Genomic DNA, 25,840 nt, shown 5'->3' with positions numbered 1-25,840 from the left:
CATGCACGACCTGGACACGATGATCCGCGAAGCCCTGCCCGAAGCCGCCGTGCTCACGGCCCCGCCCGCACCCGTCGAAACCGGCTGGGCCGCCGCCCTGCTGCAGCGCCTCCATGGCCTGCGGGGCCGGCTGCAGCCTCTCACGGGCGAGCGCGACGCCAACTTCCTGCTGGAGCCGGACGGCGGCGGCGCGCGCTGCATGCTCAAGCTCTCGCACCCCGACGAAGACCCCATCGTCGCCGACTTCCAGACCCAGGCACTGCTGCACATCGCCCGGGCCGACCCGGGCCTGCCCGTGCAGCGCCTGCTGCCCGACCGGCACGGCGCGCCCTCGGTGCAGATCGAGGATGCCGAAGGCCGCACGCGCGTGGCCCGCGTGTTCAGCTACCTCGAAGGCCTGCCCATGCCGCAGGCACCGCGCCCGGCCGCACAGCGCAGCAGCGTGGCGCGCATGCTGGCGCGGCTGGACCAGGCGCTGGCCGGCCTGGAGCACCCCGCCGCCGCGCGCGAACTGCCGTGGGACATCCAGCGCGCCGACCGCGTGCGCCCGCTGCTCGCGCACGTGGCCGACCCGGCCCGCCGCACACTGGCCGAAGCCGCACTCGACGGCTTCGCACGGCGCGCGAAGCCGGTGCTGGCCGACCTGCGCCGCCAGCCGATCCACAACGACTTCAACCTCTACAACCTGCTCGTCGACCCGGCGCAGCCGGAGCGCGTGGCCGGCATCCTGGACTTCGGCGACATGGTGCATGCACCGCTCGTGGACGACCTGGCCGTCGCGGCCTCGTACCACCTCGACGCGGAAAGCCAGGCGCCGGGCGACGCGCTGGCCACCATCGCGCGGTTCGCGGCCGACTACCACGCCGTCTCGCCGCTGACCGAGGCCGAGACCTTCGCGCTGCTGGATCTCGTCCGGGGGCGGCTCGCGATGGTGGTGGCGATCAGCGGCTGGCGCGCGGCGCGCCAGCCCGGCAACGCGCCCTACCTCCTGCGCAACAACGCCCTCTCGTGGGCACGCCTCGCTGCCTGCGCCGACCTCACGCCCGAGCAGGTACAGGATGCCATCCACGCCGCCTGCAGCACCCGGGATCCGATCCATGCCTGACACCATCCCCACGGCCGGCCTGCTGGCCCGCCGATCGCGCCTGCTGGGCCCCGCCTACCGGCTGTTCTACGACGAGCCGTTCCATCCCGTGCGCGGCGAGGGCGTGTGGCTCTACGACGCCGCCGGCACCCCCTGGCTGGATGCGTACAACAACGTCGTGCCGCTGGGCCATGCCCGGCCCGAGGTGGTGGAAGCCATCGCGCGCCAGGCCTCGGTGCTCAACACGCACACGCGCTACCTGCACGAAGGCATCCTCGACTACGCCGAGCGGCTGCTGGCCACCATGCCGCCCGAACTCGGCCACGCCACCTTCACCTGCACGGGCAGCGAGGCCAACGACCTCGCGATGCGCATCGCCACCGCGCACACGGGCGGCACCGGCCTCATCGTGACGCGCTTCGCCTACCACGGCGTGACCTCGGCACTGGCCTGCGCGTCGCCCTCGCTGGGCCGGTACGTGCGCATCGGCGACCATGTGCGGCTGGTCGATGCGCCCGAAGGCGGCGACGCCGGGACGGGGCAGCGCTTCGCCGACGGCGTGCGCGCGGCCATCGCCGACCTGCAGGCCCACGGTCTGAAGCCCGCGGCGCTGCTGGTGGACACGGTGTTCTCCTCCGACGGCGTTTTCACGGGCCCGCCCGGCTTCCTGCAGGGCGCCGTGGATGCCATCCATGCGGCCGGCGGCGTGTTCATCGCCGACGAGGTGCAGCCCGGATTCGGCCGGACGGGCGAGGCATTCTGGGGGTTCCTGCGGCACGGCGTGGTGCCCGACATCGTCACCATGGGCAAACCCATGGGCAACGGCCATCCGGTCGCGGGCCTCGCGGTGCGGCCGCAAGTCATGGAGGCCTTCGGCCAGGCGAGCCGCTACTTCAATACCTTCGGGGGCAATCCGGTTTCCATGGCCGCGGCCTCGGCCGTGCTCGACGTGCTGGAGCAGAACGACCTGCAGGCCCATGCCCTGCGCGTGGGCACCTACCTGCGGGAGCGGCTCGCCGCGCTGGGCGAGCGCCACGCCATCGTCGGCGAAGCGCGCGGCGCCGGCCTGTTCGTGGGCCTGGAACTGCTGGCCGACCGCGACACGCGCGCACCGGCCACGGCCCAGGCCGCCCGGGTGGTCAACGGGCTGCGCCGGCGCCAGGTGCTGCTCAGCGCGACAGGCCCCGACGCCCACGTGCTCAAGATCCGGCCGCCGCTGGTGTTCCGGCCGGAGCACGCGGACCTGCTCGTGGAGCGCCTGGACGAGGTCCTGGGCACGCTGTAAGGCGGTGCTCCCGGGCGTGCGCCGTCGCCGGCCGCGCCGCGCGTCCCGCGGCGGCACGGCGTCAACGATGTGGTTTTCCACAATGTCCTGCGCGCGGCACGGCCTTACAGTGCGTCACCCGCGCGACGGCTGCCTGGACTGGCGCCCCGCGCCCGCTCCTTGTTAGTTGACGCCAGAGCCCTGCATGACCGCAACCGCCCGCATTCCCGCCAGAAAACTTCCCCTCTACCGCTCGCTCTACGTGCAGGTGCTGTTCGCCGTCGTCGTGGGCGTGCTGCTCGGGCACTTCTACCCCGAGATCGGCGAGAAGATGAAGCCCCTGGGCGACGGCTTCATCAAGCTGATCAAGATGATCATCGCGCCCATCATCTTCTGCACCGTGGTGGTCGGCATCGCGGGCATGGAGGACATGAAGAAGGTGGGCCGCACCGGCGGCCTCGCCCTGCTCTACTTCGAGGTCGTCAGCAGCATCGCGCTCGTCATCGGCCTGATCGTGGTCAACGTGCTCCAGCCCGGCGCGGGCATGAACGTCGATCCCGCGTCGCTCGACACCAAGTCCATCGCGGCCTACACGGCACCCGGCAAGATGGGCACCACCACCGACTTCATCATGAACATCATCCCCACTACGGTGGTGGATGCGTTCGCCAAGGGCGAGATCCTGCAGGTGCTGCTGTTCGCCGTGATGTTCGGCTTCGCGCTGCACCGCTTCGGCGGCCGCGGCACGCTGGTGTTCGATTTCATCGAGAAGACCTCGCACGTGCTCTTCACCATCGTGGGCTACATCATGAAGGTGGCCCCGATCGGCGCGTTCGGCGCGATGGCCTTCACCATCGGCAAATACGGCGTCGGCTCGCTGCTGTCGCTGGGCAAGCTGATGGGCTCGTTCTACCTGACCTGCCTGCTGTTCATCTTCGTCGTGCTGGGCCTCATCGCCCGCTTCCACGGCTTCTCGATCTGGAAGTTCGTGAAGTACATCAAGGAAGAACTGCTCATCGTGCTGGGCACCTCCTCCAGCGAATCGGTGCTGCCGCGCATGATGGAGAAGATGGAGAACCTGGGCGCGAAGAAGACCACGGTGGGCCTCGTGATCCCCACCGGCTACTCCTTCAACCTGGATGGCACCTCCATCTACCTGACCATGGCCGCCGTATTCATCGCCCAGGCCACGAACACGCCGCTGGACATCACCCACCAGATCACCCTGCTGCTGGTGCTGCTGCTCACCTCCAAGGGCGCGGCGGGCATCACGGGCAGCGGCTTCATCGTGCTGGCCGCCACCCTCTCGGCCGTGGGCCACGTGCCGGTGGCCGGCCTCGCGCTGATCCTGGGCATCGACCGCTTCATGTCCGAGGCACGCGCGCTCACCAACCTCGTGGGCAACGGCGTGGCCACCCTCGTCGTGGCCAAGTGGACCGGAGACCTCGACACCGAGCAGCTCAAGCAGCGCCTGGACAACCCCGACTGGATGGCCGCGCAGGAGCCGGAAGCGATCCTGGACCACAAGACGGAGCGCATGGACGTGCCGGGCACGCGCTGAGCGCCCCGCCCCATCCCGCACCGAGGCCGGCACATGCCGGCCTTTTTCTTTGTCGGGCAGGAGTGCTCCTTGCCGAGGCCCGACAAACCGCTTCGCAGGATGGCTCGGTGCTTCGTCCGTGAGAGACGCCGCGTTGATGCTTTTCCCACAGTCGATGCATTCAGACTATTGAAAAGGGAAAAACCATGCCCCGTATCTCACTCCATTGCGGATTGTTCAAGTCCTGCCTGCCCTCGGGCGAACGCGACATCCCTGCACCCGTCGCCGGCGTATCCCCGCCAGCCTCCGGTTCCAGCAGCAAATGCCTGGATGCCGCACGTTTCATCGGAATGCCTGCATCACGCCGCCGCAGGGAGGGGACCAGTCCACAGGATGCGCCGCCGCCACGCAGCGCCGTGGCCGGCCCCTCCAACCATTCCGGACCGATCGGCAGGGGACGGACCGCACTGCAACTGCGCCAGCCCGCTGCCGAAACCGACCTGCATCTCACCTATGACACCGAGCCGCCGCATCCGGCAGGGACCATGGCATTCTTCCGGCATTCGAACCAGGCATCGACACTGCCCCCCGGCATCGACACCCGTGGCTTGGAATCACTGCAGCTTTCCGGAAGCGAACGCATCACCTCGGTCGAACAGGTGTGCGCCATCCGCCAGGCCTGCGGCGATGCCCCCCTGGTAGTGGTGGTGGACCTGCGCCAGGAATCGCACGGGGTGGCCGATGGCCATTCCCTGACATGGCGCGGCCCCATGGACTGGGGTAACGTGGGGCTGGACACGGCCACGGCCCGGGAGGCAGAACAGCTCGAAGAACTGCGCCGGCAGGGCAGCGCAGTGGCGACGCACGCCGATCATGTGAAAGGCAAAACCGACGATCCGGCCCTCCGGCGCCTGGACACCACCCTTGCCCGTTCGGAGCAGGAGATCGTGGAAGCCGCGGGCGCCGGCTATCGCCGTATCGCCGTCACGGACCACCTGCGCCCGTCCCGCTGGGAGGTGGACCAGTTCATCGCCCTGGTACGCGGCTTGCCCGAAGGCGCGGGCCTGCATGTGCACTGCAATGGCGGTCGCGGAAGAACCACCACCTTCATGGCGCTCTACGACATGCTGCGCAATGCGCGGGAAGTCGATGCCGACGCCATCATGGCCCGCCAGTCCAAACTGGGCATGGACTACAACCTGGCCGATACCGGTGCGGTCCGCGAAAGCAAACAGGCCTTCCACGCGGACAGGCTCGCCTTCCTCCATGAGTTCCACGCCTATGCGCGCGAAAACCCGGGAGGCCTGCCCCGGACATGGTCGCAATGGCGCAGCGCCGACGCTGCGCAATCCAGCTGAGCGGCTCGCGGCCCGCAGGCCATCAACCGGCCTGCGGGCACGCCACGAACGCGGGCAGCCGCTCGGCCGCCGCGGCGAACGCCGCCAGCGACGGATGCGACGCGCCCGCCACCCGCCCGGGCAGCACCAGTCCGGTGAAGCCCCATGCCACCGCCGCGGCGATGCCGCCGTGGGTCAGTCCCGCCGCGTCCGGCGCGCTGCCCGCGCCGGCGAGGGCCTCTTCCAGTTGCGCGTACGCGGCGTCCATCTGCAGGCCGACGCGCTCCAGCCAGGGCGCGTGCTGCTTGTCCTCCGGGCGCAGCCGCTGCTCATAGACGATCTGCACCGTCTTCTCGCACGCGGCGAGCGCGAGGCCGGTGATGCGCAGGTCCCTCAGGCGGGCCTCGGGGCCTTTCGGCACCAGGCGGGCGGCCGCCTCGGGCGCGCAGGCATCGATCCACTGCAGGATCAGGGTCGAATCCATCAGCACCGTGCCGTCGTCCGCCACCAGCGTGGGCGCCTTCACCACCGGGTTGACCGCGCGGAACGCGTCGAAGGTGCTGAACACGGACAGGGGCCGGTGCTCGAACGGCACGCCGATGTGGCGCAGGGTGACGGCGACGCGGCGCACATAGGGCGAGTCGAGCATTCCGAAGAGCTGCATGGAGATCCTTCCTTGGAGGGGTGTGTGCGGATGCATGGAACGTACCCTACGATAGGCGGGCGCGCCGTGCGTGCACAGGGGCGGGCATCGGAAAAAGCCCCCGCCCACCGATGAACCATCGGCCGCGGGCACCCTGCCCCGGCCCCGACATTCCATGCGAATCGACAAGAAGGACTGGCTGATCCTGCAGGCCCTGCAGATCGACGCGCGGCAGAGCCTGGCCGCGCTGGGCAAGCGCATCGGCCTCTCGCAGCCCGCGATGAGCGAGCGCGTGCGCAAGCTGGAGGAGGCCGGCATCATCGAAGGCTACGGCGCGCGCGTCCACCTGGGCCGCATCGGCGTGGGCCTGACGGCCATCATCCGCATCGAGACCACGCACCAGGGCATCGCGCCCTACCTGCAGTTGTTCGAGAGCATGCCCGAGGTACTGGAGGCCGACCGGGTGACCGGCCAGGACTGCTTCGTCGTGCGCTGCGCCATCGCGGAGCCGGCCGACCTGCAGCGGGTGGTGGATGCGCTGGCGGTGCACGGCTCCGTCACCACCTCGCTCGTGCTCTCGAGCCCCGTGCGCAAGCACGCCACCGTGCAGGCAGTGCGGCCGCCCGCGAGGTGAGGTGGGCCCACCCGGCCCCCAAGAAAAAAGCCGCCGTCCGCACGGGGCGGAAGGCGGCGGCTGCGCCGGCCCGCAGGCCGGGGCGGTGCGTCGCGGCAGGAATTACTGCTTGACGGCCTCGACCTGCGCCACGATGCGCACGTTCTTCGGGAAGCCGTACTGCACGCCGTAGTCCAGGCCGAACAGGGTGCGGTCGATGGTGGTCTCGAAGTCGCCGCCGCACACTTCGCGCTTGAGCATCGGGCTCTGGTAGCAGGCGAACTGGTTCGCCTTGAAGGTCGCGGGATGGGTCTGGCCCTTGAGCGTCAGGTTGCCGGCCACGGACACCAGTTTGTCGCCGTCGAAGGTGAACTTGTCGCCCACGAAGCGTGCCGTGGGGTACTTGGCCGCGTCGAAGATGTCGGGGCTCTGCAGGTGCTTGTCGAAGGGCGGCGTGCCGGTGTTGATGGAGTTGATCTGGAAGGTGATGTCCACCTTGCCGGTCTTGGCGGCCTTGTCCAGCTCGATCGTGCCTTCCTTCTTGTCGAAGCGGCCGCGGTTCACGCTGGCGCCGAAGTGGCTGATCTCGAACGTGGCGAAGGTGTGCGTCGGCTCCACGGCATACGTGGCGGTCTCTGCCTGGGCAGCACCGGCGGCGAGTGCGGCCACGGCGGCCAGGGCGAACAGGGATTTGCGCATGTCGTAATCTCCAGTTGAAAGAAAAGAAAGGAAGAACGGAAAGGAAAAAGGGAAGCGCGGGGCCGGGCCCGGGGCTCAGAGCTTGCCCACGCCCGTGAGCGCGAGCTTGAACTTCACCTGCACGTCGTCGGCGACCATGGAGGTGTCGGCCCACTCGTTCTCGCCGATCTTGAACGCCAGGCGCTTGATCGGGAAGCTGCCGGCGGCGATGGTGGTGGCGCCGTTCTGCGTGAGCGTGACGGGTGCGACCACGTCCTGCGTGGCGCCCTTGATACTCAGCTTGCCGGCCACCTCGAACTTGCCCGGGCCGGTGGACTTGATCGCGGTGGACTGGAAGGTCGCCTGCGGGAACCTGGGCACGTTGAACCACGTGGCCTTGGGCAGTTCGGCGTCGGATTCCTTCACGCCCAGGGTGGCGCTGCCGGTGTCCACCGTGATCGTGACCTTGCTGGTGGCGAGCTTGGCGGGGTCGAAGGCGACCTGTGCGTCGAACTTCTTGAAGCGGCCCTCGACGGGCACGCCCATCTGCTTGCTCACGAAGGTGATCTCGCTCTGCTCGGGCACCAGCTTCTGCTGCGCGAAGGCAGGCGCGCCGGCCAGCAGCGCGGAGGATGCCAGCGCGACGCCGGCGAAGAGGGAAGGGGAGAATTTCATGGATCGCTCCGTAGATTCGGTCATTCGGTGATTCGGTTGCAGGCGGTCAGGCACGGCCGGGCAGCATGCGGCCGATGAGGCCGTCGCGGTCGATGACCTGGTGCTTCAGCGCGGCGGCCACGTGCAGCACGACGAGCACGGCCAGGGCATAGGCGGTGATCTGGTGCCAGGGCTTGATGGCCTCGGCCAGCTCGGGGCTCGCCGGCACGAAGCTCGGCAGCGGCACGATGCCGAGGAACACGATGGGAAAGCCCGCCGCCGAGCTGTAGGCCCAGCCGATGAGGGGCACGGCGAAGAACAGCAGGTACATCAGGTGGTGGATGCCGTGGTGCGCCGCACGCTGCCATGCGGGCATCGCGGACTGCACGGCCGCGGGCAGCGCCGGCGGGCGGTGCGTCAGGCGCCAGAGCAGGCGCAGGGCCGACAGCGCCAGGATGGCCACGCCGGCCCACTTGTGCCAGTTGTAGAACTTCAACCGCTGCGGCGAGAACGCCAGCCCCGTCATGTACAGGCCCAGCAGGAACACGGCGACGATGGCCAGGCCGAGCACCCAGTGCAGCAGGATGGCAGTGGCGGTGTAGCGGGCCGGGCGGGACGGATTCATGGATCGGAGGGCGGTGGTCTTTCGGGCGGCCGCGCGACGCGGCCGGGCTGTTGCACCGCCAGTCTAGGGCCACGGCGTCCGTAAATCTTCAATCAAATTGATGCTTTGATTCAATTTTTGTGAAGGCAAGGGGCCTTGACTAAACAGGCAACGCCCCCCCGGCCAGAAGCGCCTGGCGACTTGCAGCATAGAGGGCAGGATTGCCGCCGAACTCCGCGGTGGCCCTCCGGGCCCGGTCCATGAGCGCGAGCAGGGCCGCCCGGATCGCGGCGGGCTCCCCGAGGCGGGAGAGCGGCCCGGACACCGTCAGGGCGCCGCGGAGCTCTCCGAGCGCCCCGAACACCGGCACGGAGGCCGCCGCCGTCTCCCGGTCGCGTTCGCCGAACGAGGTGGCCCACAGCCGGGCGCGTACCGCCTCATGGGCCGGATCGTCCTCCGAGAACGCCAGCAGCACCTTCCCCGAGGCGCCGAGCTGCACGTCGAACGCCTCCCCCACCCGGATGGACACGCGCACGGCGCGCGACGGCTCGACGCGGCTGAGCACCAGGCGCCGGTCCCCGGCGCGCACGTAGAACGAGGCGGTTTCCCCCAGTTCGACACTGAGTTCACGCAGCAGCGGCTCCACGATGGAGTCGATGCGCAGGCTGCGCTGGTAGATGGCGGCCAGCCGCACCGGCGCCGGCCCGATGCCGTACAGCCCGTCGTCCCACTTGCGGATGAAGCCGCCGCTTTCCAGGGCGCCCAGCAGCCGCAGCACCGTGCTCTTGTAGAGCCCCGTGCGCCGGGACAGCTCCGTCAGCGTCAGCCGCTCGTCCTGCGGAGCGAACGCACCCAGGAGGGCGAACGCACGGTCCAGGACGGCGACCCCGCTGGAGGCCTCGGAGGATTCTTGGGTCATCGGCATGCAGTCAAGGTCACGGCTGTGTTCTGCTGAGTAGAACACATGGAGCGCCGGATTCCGGCAACCCCCGGGTTAGCCCGCATGGCCTGCCAGCGCGCACGCCACTAAAGTTCTTTCTCACAGAACACAGTTCTATTCAATAGAACAACTCAAGGAAACAATATGTCCTCTCTACCTCGCCTGCTGGGTGCCTGCGCCCTGCTCGCCGCGTCCGCCGCAGCCATCGCCCAGCCAGCGGACTACCCGTCCCAGTCCATCAAGATCGTCGTGCCCTTCCCGCCGGGCGGCGGCACGGACATCGTCACCCGCATGGTGCTGGACAAGATCCGCGCATCCACCGGCTGGACGCTGGTGGTGGACAACAAGCCGGGCGCCGGCGGGAACATCGGGATGGATGCGGTCGCCAAGGCCGCTCCCGACGGCTACACCCTCGGCATGGGCCAGACGGCCAACCTGGCCATCAACCCGGGCCTGTACGCGAAGATGCCGTACGACGCGTCCAGGGCCTTCGTTCCCGTCGCCACCGTGGCGGGGCAGCCCGTCGTGCTCGTGGTCAACGCCGAATCGCGCTTCAAGGCCCTGGCCGACCTGGTGGCCGCCGCGAAGGCCAGACCCGACGCCCTGTCGATGGCCTCCGCAGGCAACGGCACCGTGGGCCACCTCACCGGCGAACTCTTCATCCGGCAGGCGGGCATCCGGACCAGCCACATCCCCTACAAGGGCGCGGGCCCGGCGGCGACCGACCTGCTGGGCGGCCAGGTCGATTACTACTTCGCGACGCCCCAGACCGTGATCCCGTTCATCAAGGCGGGCAAGCTGCGTGCGCTGGCCGTCAGTTCCGCGAAGCGCCTGCCGGTGCTTCCCGACGTGCCCACGATTGCCGAGTCCGGCTACAGGGGCTTCGACACCAGCGACTGGAAGATGCTGGTGGCCCCGGCCGGCACGCCGCCCGCCGTGCTCGCCCGGTGGCAGCAGGAAGTGGCCAGGGCGCTCGCGCGGCCGGACACCATCGCCACGCTGCAGGCCGAAGGCAGCACCCCGATGGCGACCACGCCCCAGGAGGCCGCCGCCCTCATCCGCAGCGAGCAGCAGCGCTGGGGCGAGGTCATCCGCAGCGGCAACGTGAAGCTCGACTGACCATGGCCCTCCCTCCTCTCCACGGCGTCCGCGTGCTGGACCTCACCAACGTGCTCGCCGGCCCCTTCGCCTGCCACCAGCTCGCCCACATGGGCGCCGATGTCATCAAGGTCGAGGCCCGGCAGGGCGGCGACCTGGCGCGCCAGCTGGGCGCCGACCAGGACCTGAACCAGGCCGACATGGGCGTGTCTTTCCTGGCCCAGAACCCCGGCAAGCGCTCCATCACGCTCAACCTCAAGCACCCCCGGGGCAAGGAGGCGCTGCGCAGGCTGGTCCGCACGGCGCAGGTGCTGGTGGAGAACTACCGGCCCGGGGTGATGCAGCGCCTGGGCCTGGGCTACGAGGACCTCCTGAAGGAGAACCCGCGGCTGATCTACTGCGCGATCTCCGGTTTCGGGCAGGACGGCCCGCTGCGCGACCTGCCGGCCTATGACCAGATCATCCAGGGCATGTCCGGAATGATGAGCATCACGGGCGCGCCGGAGACGGCGCCCTACCGCGTGGGCTACCCCGTTGCGGACACCATCGGGGGCATCACCGCCGCATTCGCCGTGGCATCCGCCCTGGCCGACCGCCACCGCACGGGCGGCGTCTTCATCGATGTCTCGATGCTCGAGGCCGCAGTGGCGACGATGGGATGGGCGGTGTCCAACCACCTGATCGCGGGACGCGAGCCCCGGCCCCTGGGCAACGACAACGTCACCGCCAGCCCGTCCGGCACCTTCCGGACCGGGGACGGCCTGCTCAACATCGCGGCCAACAAGCAGGAGCAGTTCGAGGCGGTGTGCGCGGTGCTCGGCCACCCGGAATGGATCGCGGACCCGCGGTTCGCCGACCGCCATGGCCGGCTGCGGCACCGCGCCGAACTCACGGCCCTGGTGGAAACAGCGCTGTCCGCCGGCACGGCGGACGACTGGTGGAGGCGCCTCAACGAGGCGGGAGTGCCCGCCGGGCCGGTGTATACGGTGCCCCAGGTGCTGGAGCATCCGCAGATCGCGGGCCGCGGCATGGTGGGCACCTTCAGGGACGTTCCCGGCGTCGGCCGGGACATCCGGGTCGTGCGAACCGGACTCAAGTGGAACGGCGAGGCACCGTCCGTCGGCACCCCGCCGCCCCGGCTGGGCGAGCACACGGCGGACATCCTGGCCGAGATCGGCTACTCGGCATCGGACATCCAGGACCTTCTGCAGGAGCAGGCGATATGAGCATCCATGATCCCCGCGTGAGCGACTGGTGGAAGACGTCCATCATCGACATGAGTCCCGGCGTCATCCGCTACCGCGGATATGCCATCGAGGACCTGATCGGCCGCATCGGCTTCGCGCAGATGATCTGGCTGATGACGCGCGGCGAGCTGCCCGGCGAGGCGGAAGGCCGGCTGCTCGACACCGCCCTGATGTCCGCGGTGGACCATGGCCCGCAGGCGCCCAGCATCGGCATCGCCCGCATGGCCGCGACCTGCGGCGTGGGGCTGAACAACGCCATGGCCTCGGCAGTCAACGTGCTGGGTGACATCCATGGCGGGGCCGGCGAACAGGCCGTGGCCATGTACCTCGACATCGCGGCCCGGCAGGATGCGGGCGCCGCGCCCGGCGACGCGGTGCGCGGCGGGCTGGACGCGGCGATCGAGCGGCACGGCAAGTTCGTCTCGGGCTTCGGCCACCGCTTCCACCCCGTCGATCCCCGCGCCCCGCGCCTGCTGGAGCTCGTCGATGAGGCCGCGCGCCAGGGCACGGTGAGCGGTCGGTTCGCCGTCATCGGGCGCGCCGTGGAAGAGGAACTCGCATCCCGCAAGAACGGCCGGCGCATTCCCATGAACATCGACGGCGCCACCGCCGTCATCTATGCGGAGCTCGGCTTCCCGCCGCCGCTGGCGCGCGGCCTGTTCTGCCTGTCGCGCTCCGTCGGCATCCTGGCCCATGCCTGGGAGCAGACCGGCCAGGGAGGCCGCAACAAGGGGCCGATCCCGCGGGAATACCTGTGGTCGTACGACGGCCCCGCGCCCCGGGACCTGCCCTGACCACCGCGCCGGCCGGCGCCACCGGCCGCCCTACAGGCCGGCGCACGCGATCGGCGGCACTTCGGGAGCGGCGGCCTTGCGGGTGCCGGGATCGACGGACATCCTGACGCGCTCGATGCACATGCAGAGCACGGCGCCCTGCCATTCCCGGCTGCAGTCCACGCCCTGCCCGACAGGCAGGCCATGGCCGCCTCCAGGGGGATGCCGGCCGGCACCACGGCCGCCATGCGCTCGCCCAGCCGGGCGCGGTCGGACGAGAAGAAGTCGTTCGAGGACGCCACGCCGTACTGCTACGACAACGGCGTGTACAAGATCACCTCCCGGGGGAGGAGCACTACGGGGTGTACGTGGTCCACGGCAAGATGACGGACGACAAGTACGCGGTGGCCTTCATCTCGCTGCCCTCGACGGACTGGGGCGGCAAGACCGGCAAGTTCACCCAGCAGGCGACCTGGGAGGACGAACCGAGCATCGCCCCGCAGTACGGGCGGTTCAACCAGGAGGCGAACACCATCGCCGATCCGCGGCCCGTGAAGTGGGAAACGCGCGCGGCACCCGAACATCCCAGGCGCTGACTCAAGGGGGCATCGTGCCTGCCGGGGCGTGGCGGTACCTCGCTTTGCTCACATCGCAGGCACTTCGCTCACCCGCCCTGCGATCCCGGGGGACATGGAAAGAATTTTGGAAAACGGCATACCGCGAGAACTCGCGGTGCCAAAACTCCAAAAGTTCAAAGAGAAACACCATGGATCGTTACCCCAGTATTCGCGTCGGCGCCAGCACATCGTCGAACTTCAGAACGGACGTCAAGGCCGCTCTCGAGAAAATCGACAGCCGCCCCAGCGGCAGCCGACTGCTCCAACAGATCGAGGGTTTTGGCCACCCGGGAAAAGACGGTCACCATCGTCGAAGCCGGGCCAGGCCAGGCGTCGGTGGCAAAGCCCCGGCTCACGCCTTCGCAATGGCAAAAGGGCACCTGGTGAAGCCATCGGGGCGCCCCCGCAGTGAAGCGGGCGGCCCGCGAGCACAGGTCCCGCGGCATCAGCTGTCCTGCTCCACCCGTGCCAGTGGCGCCCCCGCGGCGTGGTAGCTCCCCACCGCGACCAGGCCGGCGATGCGGCCCGCGCGCGGCGCGGTGACCTGCATCTCCATCTTCATCGCCTCCATCACGGCGACCACGTCGCCTTCGGCCACGGTGTCGCCCTCGGCCACCTTCCAGGCCTGCACCGTGCCAGCCACGGGCGCAGGCACGGCGCCCTCCTCCGCGGCGCCCCCGGCATCAGCGGACTGCGCCAGGGCGCCGGCAGGTTGCGCGCCCGGCCCGGCCTGCAGCCCCTGCAGCAGCAGCGCGGGCAAACCCAGGGCCACGCGGCGGCCGTCGATCTCGATGGCGGTGCGCACGAGCGCGGTATCCGGCAGCGGCCCGGCACGGACGGCAGCGGCCAGCGGCTCCGCGAAGTCGGTCTCGATCCAGCGGGTGTGCACGCGCAGGGCCTCGCCGTTCGTGAAATCCGGGTGCTCCATCACCGCGCGGTGGAAGGGCAGCACCGACGCCACGCCGCCGATGCGGAACTCGCGCAGCGCGCGGCGCGCCCGGGCGATGGCCTGCTCGCGCGTGGCACCCGAGACGATGAGCTTGGCCATGAGCGAGTCGAAGGTGCCCGGCACGATGGAGCCGGCCTGCACGCCCGTATCCAGCCGCACGCCCGGGCCCGAAGGCGGCTCGAACGCGGTCACGCCGCCCGGCGTGGGCAGGAAGCCGCGGCCCACGTCCTCCGCGTTGATGCGGAATTCGATCGAATGGCCCAGCGGTTCGGGCGTCTGCGTGGTGCGCAGCGGCAGGCCTTCGGCGATGCGGAACTGCTCCACCACGAGGTCGATGCCCGTGGTCTGCTCGGTGACGGGGTGCTCCACCTGCAGGCGCGTGTTCACTTCGAGGAACGAGATCGCCCCCGTGCCCGAGAGCAGGAACTCCACCGTGCCCGCGCTGGTGTAGCCGGCAGCGGCGCAGATGTCGCGCGCAGCGGTGTGGATGCGCTCGCGCTGCCCGGGCGTGAGGAAGGGCGCGGGCGCCTCTTCCACCAGTTTCTGGTTGCGCCGCTGCAGCGAGCAGTCGCGCGTGCCCAGCACCACCACGTTGCCGTGGGTGTCGGCCAGCACCTGGGCCTCGATGTGGCGCGGGCGGTCCAGGAACTGCTCCACGAAGCACTCGCCGCGGCCGAAGGCGGCCGTGGCCTCGCGCACGGCGGAGGCATAGAGGTCTTCCACCTCGTCCATGCGCCATGCGATCTTCATGCCGCGCCCGCCGCCGCCGAAGGCCGCCTTGATGATGATCGGCAGCCCGTGCTGCTCGGCGAAGGCGAGCACCTCGGAGACATCCTTCACCGGGCCTGCCGTGCCCTGCACCAGCGGCGCGCCCACCTGCAGCGCGAGCCTGCGCGCCTCGACCTTGTCGCCCAGGCGCTCGATGGCCTCGGGCGGCGGGCCGATCCAGGTGAGGCCCGCGCCGATCACGGCCCGCGCGAAGCCCGCGTTCTCCGACAGGAAGCCATAGCCCGGGTGCACTGCGTCGGCGCCGCTCTTGCGGGCCGCATCCAGCAGCTTGTCGATGTGCAGGTAGGTGTCGGCCGGGCGGTCGCCGCCCAGGCCCCAGGCCTCGTCGGCCATGCGCACATGCAGGGCGTCGATGTCGGCGTCGGCATAGACGGCGACGGAATGGAGGCCGTAGTCGGCGCATGCGCGGGCAATGCGGACGGCGATCTCGCCGCGGTTGGCGATCAGGACTTTTTTCATGGTGTTCAACGGGTGACGGGTTCGAACGCCCGGATGGGATGGAAGCGCACCCAGGCGTTCACGGGGACCTGGCCCGCCAGGTCCAGGTGGTGGGGCGCCACGGCGCCGATGACGGGGTAGCCGCCGGTGAGCGGATGGTCGGCCAGGAACAGCACGGGCTGGCCGCTGGGCGGCACCTGGATGGCGCCGGCCACGGTGCCCTCGCTGGGCAGTTCGCCCTGCACGGCACGCGCCAGCGGCGTAACGCCTGCCAGGCGCAGGCCCACGCGGTTGGACTGCGGCGTGACCTGCCAGCGCTGGGAGGCCAGCAGTGCCAGGGCCTCGGGCGTGAACCAGTCGGTGCGCGGCCCGGGGACGCAATCGAGTACCACCTCGTGGCCGGCCCGGGGCAGGCCGCCAGGCAGCACCTCTGCCGCCCCCACCACCGGCAGGCCGGGCGGCACACGCACGGGCAGCAGGTCGCCCGCGGCCACCGCCGGCGGGCCCACGCGGGCCAGGGTGTCGGTGGCGCAGCTGCCCAATACGGGTGCCACGCCGAAGCCGCCGCGTACCGCCACGTAGCAGCGCGCTCCGGCATGCGGCTCGCCGATGGAAAGCTCGTCGCCGTCCGCCAGTGCCAGGGGCGCATGGCGCGGCACGGGCCAGCGCCGGCCGTCGGCGGCCGTGCACAGCAGGGGGGCCTCAGCGCCGGTCACGGCCACGACGGTCTCGCCCTGGCTGCGCAGGCGCAGGCCGCCCTGCACGGTCTCCAGGCAGGCGGCATCGGATGGATTGCCCACCAGCCGGTTGGCGGCGCGGCACGCGGCCCGGTCCATGGCGCCCGAGGCCGAGACGCCCTGCCCTGCATGGCCGTGGCGGCCCAGGTCCTGGAACAGCGTCTGCAGGCCGGCGGACAGCACGCGCAGCGCAGGCGGTTGCCCGCCGGCGTGCGGCGTGGCGGATGCAGATACGGGTGCGGAAGGCACCGCGGGCCGCACCGCCTCCAGGGCCTCCTGCGCCGCGGCGGGCAGCGTGGCCATGTCCACGAAGCGCACGCGGGCGCCCGGCTGCAGCAGCGCGGGCGGGTCGCGCTCGATGTCCCACATCGCCACGGGCGTGGTGCCGATGATCTGCCAGCCGCCCGGGCTGGCCTGCGGATAGACGCCGCTGAAGGTGCCGGCCAGCGCCACGGCCCCGGCGGGGATGCGGGTGCGTGGCGTGGCGCGGCGCGGCACGTCCAGGCCCCGATCGCCACCGGCCAGGTAGCCGAAGCCGGGCGCGAAGCCCGTGAAGGCCACGGTGTACTCGCTGCCGGTGTGGCGGCGCACCACCTCGTCGGAGGTGATGCCCAGCCTCTGCGCCACCTCGTCCAGATCCTCGCCGTCGTAGCGCACGGGAATTTCCACCAGGGTGTCGCTGCGCTGCGCTACGCCGCGCACGTCGCGCCGGGCGATCGCATCGACGAGGGCGGCGAAGCCCAGGGCCGTGGGCCGATAGCGGACCAGCACGGTGCGCGCGGCCGGCACCAGTTCTTCGATGCCGGCCACGGGCTCGCGCTGCAGCGAGGCATGCAGCGCCAGGGTCTGCTGCAGGTCATCCAGCTCGACCAGCAGGGCGTCCAAGTTCACGGGAAGAAAGCGCAATCGAAAACTCCGTCAGACGTGGTAGGTGCTGTCAGGCACGTCGGTGATGAACATGTGGCCCGGCGCATGGGTGACGGCGAAGGGCACGCCCGAGGCCATCACGGCCGCCTGGGGCGTAACGCCGCAAGCCCAGAACACGGGCACCTCGCCGGGGCGGATCTCCACCGGGTCGCCGAAATCGGGCAGCGCCAGGTCGGCGATGCCGAGCGCCGCCGGGTCGCCCACGTGCACGGGCGCGCCGTGCACGGACGGAAAGCGGCCGGAGATGGAGACGGCATCGGCCACCCGGTCGGCGGGAACGGGCCGCATCGACACCACCAGTTCGCCGTGCAGCCGGCCTGCGGGCCGGCACTGGCGCTGCGTGCGGTACATGGGCACATTGCAGCCCTGGGCGATGTGGCGCACCTCGATGCCGGCTTCCTGCAGCGGTGTCTCGAAGGTGAAGCTGCAGCCGATCAGGAAGGTGACGAGGTCCGGGTGCCCGGCCCAGAGCGCGCTGGCGTCGGCCACTTCCTCGGCCAGATGGCCATCGCGCCAGACGCGATAGAGCGGAATGTCGGTGCGCAGGTCGGCGCCTTCGGCCAGCACGGTGGCGTGGCTGCCGGCCTCGATCACGTCCAGCACCGGACAGGGCTTGGGGTTGCGCTGCGCGTACAGCAGGAAGTCCCAGGCCCATTCGCGCGGCAGGGCGATCATGTTGGCCTGGGTCATGCCCGGGGCGCGGCCGGCGGTGGGTTCCACCAGGCCGGCGCGGTAGCTGGCGCGGGCCTCGCGTGCGGCCTGGACGGCGGCAGCGCGGGCGGCTTCGAGGGGAGAATTCATCGGCGGCTCCTGTCTTCGGTCATGCCCGTCATGCAAAGGCGCGCAGGGCGATACCCTCGCGCTCCAGCGCTTCGCGCACGGCGCGCGCCATGGCCACGGCGCCCGGGCTGTCGCCATGCACGCAGATGGAATCGGCGCGCACGCGGGTGGTGCTGCCGTCGATGGCCTGCACCGTGCCTTCGCGCACCAGCTGCAGCATGCGGCGGGCGACCTCGCCGGCATCGTGCAGCACGGCCCCGGGCTCGCGCCGCGACACCAGCGTGCCCTCAGGCGTATAGGCGCGGTCGGCGAAGGCCTCGGCCACCACGCGCAGGCCGGCATCGGCCGCCCAGCGCTCCAGCGGGGAACCCGCCAGCACCACCAGGGCCAGCGAGGGGCCGATGGCGCGGATGGCCGCGATCACGTCCAGGGCCTGGCGCTCGTCGTGCGCGATCGTGTTGTAGAGCGCGCCATGCGGCTTCACGTAAGTGACCCGCGTGCCCGCGGCCGTGGCCAGGCCCTGCAGGGCGCCGATCTGGTAGATGACGTCGGCCACCAGGTCGCTGCTCGCCACGTCCATGTTGCGACGGCCGAAGCCCGCCAGGTCCGGGTAGGCGACGTGGGCGCCCACCGACACGCCGCGCTCCCTGGCGGCGCGCAGCGTGGCCAGGATGCCCGCCGCATCGCCCGCATGGAAGCCGCAGGCCACGTTGGCGCTGGTCACGATGCCGAGCATGGCGGCGTCGTCGCCCATGTGCCAGGCGCCCAGGCTCTCGCCCAGGTCGCTGTTCAGGTCGATATGCATACGAGAGGAAAAGAATGTCGAGGAATGGAGCGCCAGCAGGCAACCGGAGACAGCGACGCTCAGGCCGCCGCGTTCGTGCTGGCGGAGAGTTCGCGCCCCTGTGTTTCCGGCAGCAGCAGGCAGGCGATGACGACGATCAGGTAGGCACCCGCGGCCATGTAGCCGATGGACACGCCCAGCGGCATGCTGGCGCTCATGTGGCCGATCATCGCCGGAAACACCGAGCCCACGGCACGGCCGAAGTTGTAGCAAAAGCCCTGGCCGGAGCCCCGGATGTGGCTGGGGAACAGCTCGGACAGGTAGGCGCCCATGCCCGAGAAGATGCCCGAGAGGAAGAAGCCCAGCGGGAAGCCCAGCACCATCATGGCCGCATCGGTGATCGGCAGCTGCGTATAGCAGGTGACCAGCACGCCGGCGCACACCGCGAACAGGATGAAGCAGCGGCGGCGGCCCAGGCGGTCGGAGAGCCATGCGCTGGTGAGGTAGCCGGCGAACGAGCCGAAGATCAGCACCATCAGGTAGCCGCTGGTGCCCAGCACCGACAGGTTGCGCTCCATCTTCAGGTAGGTGGGCAGCCAGGTAGTGACCGCGTAGTAGGCGCCCTGCATGCCGGTGGCCAGCAGGCTGGCGAACACCGTGATGCGCAGCACGCCCGGCTTGAAGATCAGCCAGAAGCTGCTGCTCTGCCCCGTGCGGGCCAGTTCCGCCTTGGTCTCGCGATAGACGGCCGGCTCGCTGATGTTGCGGCGGATGTAGAGGATGAACAGGGCCGGCAGCGCGCCCAGCCAGAACAGTACGCGCCAGGCGTACTGCTGGTCCACCAGCGCATACACGGCCCAGAAGGCGACGGCCGACAGGCCCCAGCCCACCGCCCAGCTGCTCTGCACCAGGCCCACGGCCTTGCCGCGGTGGCGGGCGCGGATCATCTCGGCGATCAGCACCGAGCCCACCGACCATTCGCCGCCGAAGCCCAGGCCCTGCAGCATGCGGGTGATGAAGAGCTGCTCGGCCGACTGGGTGAAGCCGCTCAGGAACGTGAAGAAGCTGAACCACAGCACCGTCAGCTGCAGGATGCGCACGCGGCCGTACCGGTCGGCCAGGATGCCGGCCAGCCAGCCGCCGATGGCCGAGCTGATGAGGGCGCCGGTGGCGATATATCCCGCCTCGGCCTTGGTCATGCCCCAGACCAGGATGAAGGTCGGGATCATGAAGGTATAGATCATGTAGTCGAACGCATCGACGCCATAGCCGACGAAGGCGGCGAAGAGCGTCTTGCGCTCTTCCTTGCTGGTTTCCTTGAGCCACATGGTGTGTTTCCGTTTCTGCGAAGGGAAGAAGACCCATGGCACAGAGCAATTACCGCGCCAACGTCTCATCAAAGATCCATTCATTGATGAATCATCCGGATAAATTGTTGAACAATTTGATTTTGATCATTGATGGGGATTACCCGCATGCGGTTGGTGCGTGCGCGGCACCGGCGCGGTGCGGCAGGCAGCGCGCCGCCCGGGCCGCGGCCGGCGCCCGATACACTGGCGGCCCGAGCGGCCGTGCCTCCTGCAGCGGCGGCGCGCCCTCCCCCTTCCTGCCGCAGCCGATGAGTGAATCCCCCGCACAGAACCTGACGGACCGCGTCAGCGACCAGATCCGCCGCCGCATCGTGGCCGGCGAACTGGCTCCGGGCCAGCGCCTGTCCGAAGCCGCGCTGGCCGAGAGCCTGGAGATTTCGCGCAACACCCTGCGCGAGGTGTTCCGGCTGCTCACCAAGGAGGGCCTGCTCAAGCACGAGCCCAACCGCGGCGTGTCGGTGGCGGTGCCCAGCATCGCGTCCATCATCGACATCTACCGCGTGCGCCGGCTCATCGAATGCCAGGCGCTGGCCCAGGCCTATCCGCGCCACCCCGCCAAGAAGCACCTGCGCGAAGCGGTGGACGCCGCCGTGCGCTGCCGCGACGCGGGCGACTGGCAGGGCGTGGGCACGGCCAACATGGAATTCCACATGGCCGTGGTGGAACTGGCCGACAGCGAGCGCCTGAACGTGATGTTCTCGCACCTGCTGGCCGAGCTGCGGCTGGCCTTCGGGCTGCTCAACGATGCGGAATTCCTGCACGCGCCCTATGTGGAGATGAACGTGAAGATCGTCGAGCTGTTCGAGGCCGGCAAGCTGCAGGAATCCTCCACCGTGCTGCACGATTACCTGGTGCATTCGGAGCGCATCGTGCTGGCCGTGTACGCGCGGCGCATCTCCGAGCCCGGGCTGGAACGCGGCGCCCGCTGATCCGCATCCTGGCCTCCCGCACCGCAGGCCGGCCCGGGGTCCGCGCAGGCCCCTGCCGCGCTACACTGCATGCAGCCGGGAATCCGCCCTGCCCATGCCCCCTTTTCGCCCCGACCGCAGCACGCATCTCCATGAGCACGCCCGACAAGATCACCCCCACCTACGGCACCGAAGACCTGCTGATCAGCCTGTGCAATTCCGTCACGCGGGTGCTGAGCGTGGCCACGCAGACGCAGCTGCACTACTCCGGCATGGTGCAGCGCATCAGCAAGACCTGCCTGCGCCCCGACATCGGCTGCTTCGTGCTGTTCGACGGCGGCTTCTCGGGCCTGGTGATCATCAACCTCACCAAGGAGGCGGCGATGGAGATCTACCAGAGCTACCTCCTGAGCATGGGCATGTCGCAGGACGACCTCGCCAACTCCTACACCTCCGACGAGGTGGCCAACGTGATGGGCGAGCTCATGAACCAGGTGGTGGGCGACTTCACCGGCAAGGTGCGCCGCGAGCTGCAGACGCACATCACGCAGAACCAGCCCAAGATGCTGGCGCTGAACAAGCAGGTGATGCTGAGCGTGGACGCCAACCTCGACCAGCCCGAGGCGCGCCGCGTGACCTTCTACACGGCCAAGAACCACATCTTCTATCTCGAGCTGGCCATCGACCGCACCGAGTTCATCAAGCTCTACGACTTCGAGCCGCAGGAAGCGCCGGATCCCGACGCGCTGCTGGCCCAGGCCGGCAAGAACGACACGCCCGCTTCCGCACCGCCGGCCGCCGGCACCGACAGTGACACCGACGACCTGCTCAAGTCGCTGGGCATGTGATCCTTTCCCCGCGGAGGCGGGCCCGGCCCGCCTGCCGGGCTCAGAGAGAGCTGTCCCTGTGCAAGAATAGCGGCCCAAGACCGCGAAAAACGATGCCCCGCCGCGGGCCATCGCGTACACGCCACCTTCCGGTCCCCGGAAGTTCGGCCAGCGTTTCCACCCGACACCCCGTCGGACCTTTAAGAGTGCCTTGCATCCCGGCAAGGCACTTCAGACCGGAACACGCCATGTACAGCCGCTTCAAAGCACCGACGTCCTCCAGCAGCCCTCGCATAGCCATCGTGGGGGCCGGCCTGGGAGGCTTGACGCTTGCGCGTGTGCTGCGCGTCAACGGCATACCCGCCACCATTTATGAGAGCGAAGCATCGCCGACAGCGCGAGCGCAAGGTGGCTTGCTGGACATTCACGACGACAGCGGGCAGCCCGGTCTCAGGGCTGCCGGCCTGTACGACGCCTTCCTGGCCCTCACGCTTCCCGGGGAAGACGCCAAGCGGGTGGTCGACAAACACAACACCGTTCTGCTGGACAAGCCGGGCACCGGCGGGACGGCCAGGCCTGAGGTGGACAGGGGCGCGTTGCGCCGGCTTCTCATCGAGTCGCTTCCTTCGGGTGGCATCCGGTGGGGTTGCAAGCTCGCCCATGCCCTCCGCCGCCCCGGGGGATCGCACGAACTGGTATTTGCGGGCGGCTCGACAGCCATGGCCGACCTGCTCGTGGGTGCGGATGGCGCGTGGTCGAGAGTCCGGCCGCTGGTTTCTGCGGCAACGCCCGATTACGTTGGCACGGCCTTCATCGAAACGCGCCTCTTCGATGGCCCTGCCCGGCACAAAGCGAGCGCCGACGCCATCGGGGGCGGTACGCTGATGGCTGCCGAGCCAGGCAAAGCCATCCTTGCCCATCACCACGCGAACGGCACACTGCATACCTATATCGCCTTGAACAAGCCCGAGTCATGGATTGCCGCAGTGGATTTCGGTGATCCGGCATCAGCCCTGCAGCAGGTGGCCGAGGAATTCAGGGGATGGGCCCCGCCGCTTCGTGCACTGGTCACCGAAAGCGATACGCCACCCATCGTGCGCCTGATCCATGCCTTGCCGGTGGACCATCGGTGGGAACGCACGCCCGGCATTACGCTCGTGGGCGATGCCGCCCACTTGATGTCGCCGTTCGCCGGCAAGGGCGCCAATCTCGCCATCCATGACGGGGCCGAACTGGCCCTTGCGATACGGGACCACTCCGGTGACATGGAGGCAGCGCTTGCCATGTACGAGCAAGCGCTGTTCCCCCGCAGCGCCGCTTTCGCCCGGGAAACGGCGAAGAATCACCAGAACTTCTTCGGCAGCCGTGCACCGGCGAGCGTGGTGGAACTCTTTCCGGTTCGCTGACTTATTCACCCGGGCCCGGCCTGGCCGACGCAGGCACGTCCGCCGCAGGTGACGGCCACCGTTGTTTCGGAAAAATGCATTCCAAGCAGCATCCCGGAGGTGATGCTTATGCCAGTGAAGGACAGACCCCGCAAAGCAGGAAACAGCGGATTGGAAAGTCGCACGGCAACGCGCCATCCGATTCAACGCAGGGTTCGGCGCAAACCCATGGATTGATGCGTGCGCAAAGCGGGAGGTTCAATTGCAGCGCCTCGCCCATCCGCACGCGCAGATCGAGTTTTCGGCACAAGGGCCGGCGGAGGGAACCTGCGACGCTTCCAGGGTGCGGGAGGCGCTCGGCAATTTCGTTTCCAACGCCGTCAAGCACGGAGACGCCGGGGCAACCATCACGGTCAATGTCAATGGCACCGCAAACGGGGTGGCCATCTCGGTCGAAAACCCGGGTGAACTGGATCCGGAGAGCATCGACGATCTGTTCGAGCCGCTTCGGCGCGGGCGTCATGGACAGGGCGCGGACCGCGCGCACCTGGGGCTGGGACTGCTCATTGCGCGGCAGATCGCACGCGCCCACCACGGCGACGCCACGGGCCATTGCAAGAAGCATCGGGCCTGGTACTTGATGCACAGCGGCCTGGTGCATTCGACGCATAGCACCGGGCACTTCGCCCCCGCCTTCTTCTCGCAGGAATCCAGGGCCCGCCGGCTGGCCACGCTTTCGTCCTTGCCGGTGTCGATGCTTCCGGCCTTGCCGCCGTTCGCTCCGGCGGCGGCCGCGCACTGGTCGAAATAAGCCCTGTCCACCACGCAGTCGCGCACGCCGGTGACACGGCGCCAAGGAGGAAGAAGGGACCGTGTACCCCCGCGCGTGGGGTTACGTTCAGGCATTCAGGCCTTCACCAGCAGGTCCCCCGTGATGTCGGACACCTTCGCGGCGCTGATGAGCGTCATCGCCACGCGCATCTCCTTTTCCAGCAGTTCCAGCACGTGCTTCACGCCGGCCTCGCCCGCCGCGGCCAGTGCGTAGATGAAGGCGCGTCCGATCATCGCGGCGTCGGCGCCGAGCGCGATGGTGCGCACCACGTCCAGGCCGTTGCGGATACCCGAGTCGGCCAGGATCTTGATCCGGCCCTTCACCGCATCGGCGATGGGCGGCAGCGCGTGCGCCGAGGAGAGCACGCCGTCGAGCTGCCGGCCGCCGTGGTTGGAGACGATGATGCCGTCCGCGCCGAAGCGCACGGCGTCCTTCGCGTCCTCCGGGTCCAGGATGCCCTTGATGAGCATGGGTCCCTTCCAGAACGCGCGGATCCACTCCAGGTCCTTCCACGAAATGGAGGGATCGAAGTTGGAGCCCAGGTAGCCCATGTAGTCGGCCAGGCCCGTGGGCTTGCCGAGGTAGGCGGAGATGTTGCCCAGGTCGTGCGGGCGGCCCAGCGCGCCCACGTCCCAGGCCCAGCGCGGGTGCGTGGCGGCCTGCCAGTAGCGGCGCAGCGCGGCGTTGGGGCCACTCATGCCGGAATGCGCGTCGCGGTAGCGCGCGCCGGGCACGGGCATGTCCACGGTGAAGACCAGCGCCGTGCAGCCCGCCGCCTGGGCGCGCTCCAGCGCGTTCTTCATGAAGCCGCGGTCCTTGAGCACGTAGAGCTGGAACCACATCGGACGGCCGAGCTTCGGCGCCACTTCCTCGATCGGGCAGACCGAGACGCTGGACATGGTGAACGGCACGCCGTGCCGGTCGGCCGCGCGCGCGGCCTGCACCTCGCCGCGCCGCGCGTACATGCCCGTCAGGCCCACGGGCGCCAGCGCGACGGGGATGGAGAACTTCTCGCCGAACAGCTCGATGCCGGTGTCGAGGCGGCTCATGTCCCTGAGCACGCGCTGGCGCAACGCCACCGCGGCCAGGTCCTCGACGTTGCGGCGCAGGGTCTGCTCGGCATAGGCGCCGCCGTCGATGTAGTGGAACAGGAAAGGCGGCAGGCGCTTGCGCGCGGCTTCGCGGTAGTCGGCGGTGGAAGAGATGATCATGGTCGTCGGGTCAATGGGGGGGCAGCAGCGGCGCGGGGCCCGCGTCCACCGGCATGCGCGTGGAGCGCTCGCGGCGGGCCCGGTCCTCGTCCAGGCGCTGGATGGTGGCGCGCACGTGCTCCAGGTGCTCGCCGATGCACTGGCGGGCACGCTGCGGGTCGCTGTCGAGAATGGCCTGCATGAGGCCCTGGTGCTGCGCGGTGAGCGCCTGCATGGTGACGGGCTCGCTCAGGCGGAACATGTCGTGGCGGTTGCGCTCGACGGTGGACAGCACCATGGTGAACAGGCTGTGCATCACCTGCACCAGCACCAGGTTGTGAGACGCCTCGGCAATCGCCAGGTGGAACTGCGCATCGGCGCGCGCTGCCAGCTCGGCATTGCCGCTCTGCTGGTGCTGCACCATCACGTCGAAGCAGCGCCGGATGCGGTCCTTGTCCTCGGCCGTGGCGCGCTGGGCGGCCAGCCAGGCGGTGCTGCTTTCCAGTGCATGGCGGGTTTCCAGCACGTCATAGCGGTAGTGCGGATCCGACTCCATCAGCCGCGTGAGCGGCGCCACCGCGGGCTGCAGCCACTCCGCCGAGCCGCCTGCCTGCACGTAGGTGCCGTCGCCGCGCCGGCTGGCCAGCACGCCCTGGCTGACAAGCTTCTGGATCGCCTCGCGGATGGAGGTGCGCGACACGCCCAGCTCGTCCGCCAGCTGCCGCTCCGCCGGCAGCCGCTGCCCGGCCTGCAGCCCGCGGGCCTGCACCAGGGAAAGCAGTTTCTCGACGACGTGATCGGCCAGGCGCATGTCAAACCTCGGAGGGTGGTG

The 25,840-nt window shown here is 69.6% G+C and carries 24 protein-coding genes and 1 pseudogene; 13 read left to right on the top strand and 12 right to left on the bottom strand.

Annotated features, from left to right (window positions below):
* Position 1: 1 nt before the first annotated feature.
* From BLR05_RS20130 to xopH, 4 genes are all read left to right on the top strand, one after another.
* On the top strand, positions 2–1,105 hold the full coding sequence (locus BLR05_RS20130) for a phosphotransferase (RefSeq protein WP_244160140.1): 1,104 nt from the start codon (positions 2–4) through the stop codon (positions 1,103–1,105).
* Positions 1,098–2,369, top strand: a complete 1,272-nt coding sequence (locus BLR05_RS20125) for an aspartate aminotransferase family protein (RefSeq protein WP_092837992.1) — start codon at positions 1,098–1,100, stop codon at positions 2,367–2,369. The genes BLR05_RS20130 and BLR05_RS20125 overlap by 8 nt, the downstream gene beginning before the upstream one ends.
* 184 nt (positions 2,370–2,553) lie before the next feature.
* A complete protein-coding gene (locus tag BLR05_RS20120) occupies positions 2,554–3,909 on the top strand; it encodes a dicarboxylate/amino acid:cation symporter (protein ID WP_092837989.1) in 1,356 nt (451 codons plus the stop codon).
* Positions 3,910–4,094: 185 nt separating this feature from the next.
* Complete coding sequence (xopH, locus tag BLR05_RS20115) at positions 4,095–5,246, top strand: type III secretion system effector XopH (protein WP_225978940.1); 1,152 nt, start codon at positions 4,095–4,097, stop codon at positions 5,244–5,246.
* 22 nt (positions 5,247–5,268) lie between these two features.
* Here the strand turns inward: xopH and BLR05_RS20110 are convergent, their stop codons facing one another.
* The gene (locus BLR05_RS20110) at positions 5,269–5,889 is read right to left on the bottom strand and encodes a glutathione S-transferase (RefSeq protein WP_092837986.1); all 621 of its coding nucleotides are present in this window, start codon (positions 5,887–5,889) and stop codon (positions 5,269–5,271) included.
* A gap of 154 nt (positions 5,890–6,043) precedes the next feature.
* Between BLR05_RS20110 and BLR05_RS20105 the strand changes: the two genes are divergently transcribed.
* The gene (locus BLR05_RS20105) at positions 6,044–6,502 is read left to right on the top strand and encodes an Lrp/AsnC family transcriptional regulator (RefSeq protein WP_092837983.1); all 459 of its coding nucleotides are present in this window, start codon (positions 6,044–6,046) and stop codon (positions 6,500–6,502) included.
* Positions 6,503–6,604: 102 nt separating this feature from the next.
* Here the strand turns inward: BLR05_RS20105 and BLR05_RS20100 are convergent, their stop codons facing one another.
* The 4 genes from BLR05_RS20100 to BLR05_RS20085 all read right to left on the bottom strand — a co-directional run bounded on the left by BLR05_RS20100 (position 6,605) and on the right by BLR05_RS20085 (position 9,342).
* The gene (locus BLR05_RS20100; protein WP_019702303.1) at positions 6,605–7,180 is read right to left on the bottom strand and encodes a YceI family protein; all 576 of its coding nucleotides are present in this window, start codon (positions 7,178–7,180) and stop codon (positions 6,605–6,607) included.
* 75 nt (positions 7,181–7,255) lie between these two features.
* Positions 7,256–7,834, bottom strand: coding sequence for a YceI family protein (locus BLR05_RS20095; RefSeq protein ID WP_092837980.1), 579 nt, complete (start codon positions 7,832–7,834; stop codon positions 7,256–7,258).
* A 46-nt stretch (positions 7,835–7,880) separates the two neighbouring features.
* Positions 7,881–8,438, bottom strand: coding sequence for a cytochrome b (locus BLR05_RS20090; protein ID WP_092837977.1), 558 nt, complete (start codon positions 8,436–8,438; stop codon positions 7,881–7,883).
* A 139-nt stretch (positions 8,439–8,577) separates the two neighbouring features.
* Positions 8,578–9,342 carry an IclR family transcriptional regulator gene (locus BLR05_RS20085; protein ID WP_225978941.1) on the bottom strand — a complete coding sequence of 255 codons (765 nt, stop codon included), beginning with the start codon at positions 9,340–9,342 and terminating at the stop codon, positions 8,578–8,580.
* 159 nt (positions 9,343–9,501) lie between these two features.
* Here BLR05_RS20085 and BLR05_RS20080 point away from each other — a divergent pair, with 159 nt between their 5' ends.
* The 4 genes and pseudogenes from BLR05_RS20080 (at position 9,502) to BLR05_RS20060 (ending at position 13,071) form a co-directional block, all read left to right on the top strand.
* Positions 9,502–10,476 carry a Bug family tripartite tricarboxylate transporter substrate binding protein gene (locus BLR05_RS20080; protein ID WP_092837972.1) on the top strand — a complete coding sequence of 325 codons (975 nt, stop codon included), beginning with the start codon at positions 9,502–9,504 and terminating at the stop codon, positions 10,474–10,476.
* A 2-nt stretch (positions 10,477–10,478) separates the two neighbouring features.
* Positions 10,479–11,681, top strand: a complete 1,203-nt coding sequence (locus BLR05_RS20075; protein ID WP_092837969.1) for a CaiB/BaiF CoA transferase family protein — start codon at positions 10,479–10,481, stop codon at positions 11,679–11,681.
* On the top strand, positions 11,678–12,496 hold the full coding sequence (locus BLR05_RS20070) for a citryl-CoA lyase (protein WP_092837966.1): 819 nt from the start codon (positions 11,678–11,680) through the stop codon (positions 12,494–12,496). The genes BLR05_RS20075 and BLR05_RS20070 overlap by 4 nt, the downstream gene beginning before the upstream one ends.
* Positions 12,497–12,697: 201 nt before the next feature.
* A pseudogene (locus BLR05_RS20060) lies at positions 12,698–13,071 on the top strand (hypothetical protein).
* A gap of 466 nt (positions 13,072–13,537) precedes the next feature.
* Here BLR05_RS20060 and BLR05_RS20050 read toward each other — a convergent pair.
* From BLR05_RS20050 to BLR05_RS20030, 5 genes are read right to left on the bottom strand one after another with little or no spacing between them, the layout of a single operon-like run.
* Entirely contained in the window at positions 13,538–15,289 is a 1,752-nt protein-coding gene (locus BLR05_RS20050) for an acetyl/propionyl/methylcrotonyl-CoA carboxylase subunit alpha (RefSeq protein ID WP_092838053.1), read from the bottom strand.
* A 5-nt stretch (positions 15,290–15,294) separates the two neighbouring features.
* On the bottom strand, positions 15,295–16,911 hold the full coding sequence (locus tag BLR05_RS20045; RefSeq protein WP_092837963.1) for a 5-oxoprolinase subunit B/C family protein: 1,617 nt from the start codon (positions 16,909–16,911) through the stop codon (positions 15,295–15,297).
* 12 nt (positions 16,912–16,923) lie between these two features.
* Positions 16,924–17,733, bottom strand: a complete 810-nt coding sequence (locus tag BLR05_RS20040) for a putative hydro-lyase (protein WP_092837960.1) — start codon at positions 17,731–17,733, stop codon at positions 16,924–16,926.
* A 28-nt stretch (positions 17,734–17,761) separates the two neighbouring features.
* A complete protein-coding gene (locus tag BLR05_RS20035) occupies positions 17,762–18,517 on the bottom strand; it encodes a LamB/YcsF family protein (RefSeq protein WP_092837957.1) in 756 nt (251 codons plus the stop codon).
* 59 nt (positions 18,518–18,576) lie between these two features.
* On the bottom strand, positions 18,577–19,824 hold the full coding sequence (locus BLR05_RS20030; protein WP_092837954.1) for an MFS transporter: 1,248 nt from the start codon (positions 19,822–19,824) through the stop codon (positions 18,577–18,579).
* A 290-nt stretch (positions 19,825–20,114) separates the two neighbouring features.
* Here BLR05_RS20030 and BLR05_RS20025 point away from each other — a divergent pair, with 290 nt between their 5' ends.
* The 4 genes from BLR05_RS20025 (at position 20,115) to BLR05_RS27770 (ending at position 23,797) form a co-directional block, all read left to right on the top strand.
* Positions 20,115–20,795 carry a GntR family transcriptional regulator gene (locus tag BLR05_RS20025; RefSeq protein ID WP_092837951.1) on the top strand — a complete coding sequence of 227 codons (681 nt, stop codon included), beginning with the start codon at positions 20,115–20,117 and terminating at the stop codon, positions 20,793–20,795.
* A gap of 131 nt (positions 20,796–20,926) precedes the next feature.
* A complete protein-coding gene (locus BLR05_RS20020; protein ID WP_092837948.1) occupies positions 20,927–21,622 on the top strand; it encodes a DUF3334 family protein in 696 nt (231 codons plus the stop codon).
* A 227-nt stretch (positions 21,623–21,849) separates the two neighbouring features.
* Entirely contained in the window at positions 21,850–23,007 is a 1,158-nt protein-coding gene (locus BLR05_RS20015) for an FAD-dependent oxidoreductase (protein WP_092837945.1), read from the top strand.
* 241 nt (positions 23,008–23,248) lie between these two features.
* Positions 23,249–23,797 (top strand): sensor histidine kinase, encoded by a 549-nt coding sequence (locus tag BLR05_RS27770; protein ID WP_092837942.1) that lies wholly within the window; start codon positions 23,249–23,251, stop codon positions 23,795–23,797.
* A 95-nt stretch (positions 23,798–23,892) separates the two neighbouring features.
* Here the strand turns inward: BLR05_RS27770 and lldD are convergent, their stop codons facing one another.
* Both lldD and lldR read right to left on the bottom strand, forming a co-directional pair.
* Positions 23,893–25,029, bottom strand: coding sequence for an FMN-dependent L-lactate dehydrogenase LldD (lldD, locus tag BLR05_RS20005; RefSeq protein WP_092837939.1), 1,137 nt, complete (start codon positions 25,027–25,029; stop codon positions 23,893–23,895).
* Positions 25,030–25,039: 10 nt separating this feature from the next.
* A complete protein-coding gene (gene lldR, locus BLR05_RS20000; protein ID WP_092837936.1) occupies positions 25,040–25,819 on the bottom strand; it encodes a transcriptional regulator LldR in 780 nt (259 codons plus the stop codon).
* Positions 25,820–25,840: the final 21 nt, after the last annotated feature.

The organism is Paracidovorax cattleyae, from assembly GCF_900104515.1.
Classification (GTDB): Bacteria; Pseudomonadota; Gammaproteobacteria; order Burkholderiales; family Burkholderiaceae_C; genus Paracidovorax; species Paracidovorax cattleyae.
Note: the sequence above shows the minus strand (reverse complement) of the source record. Positions and strands in the feature narration are given on the sequence as shown.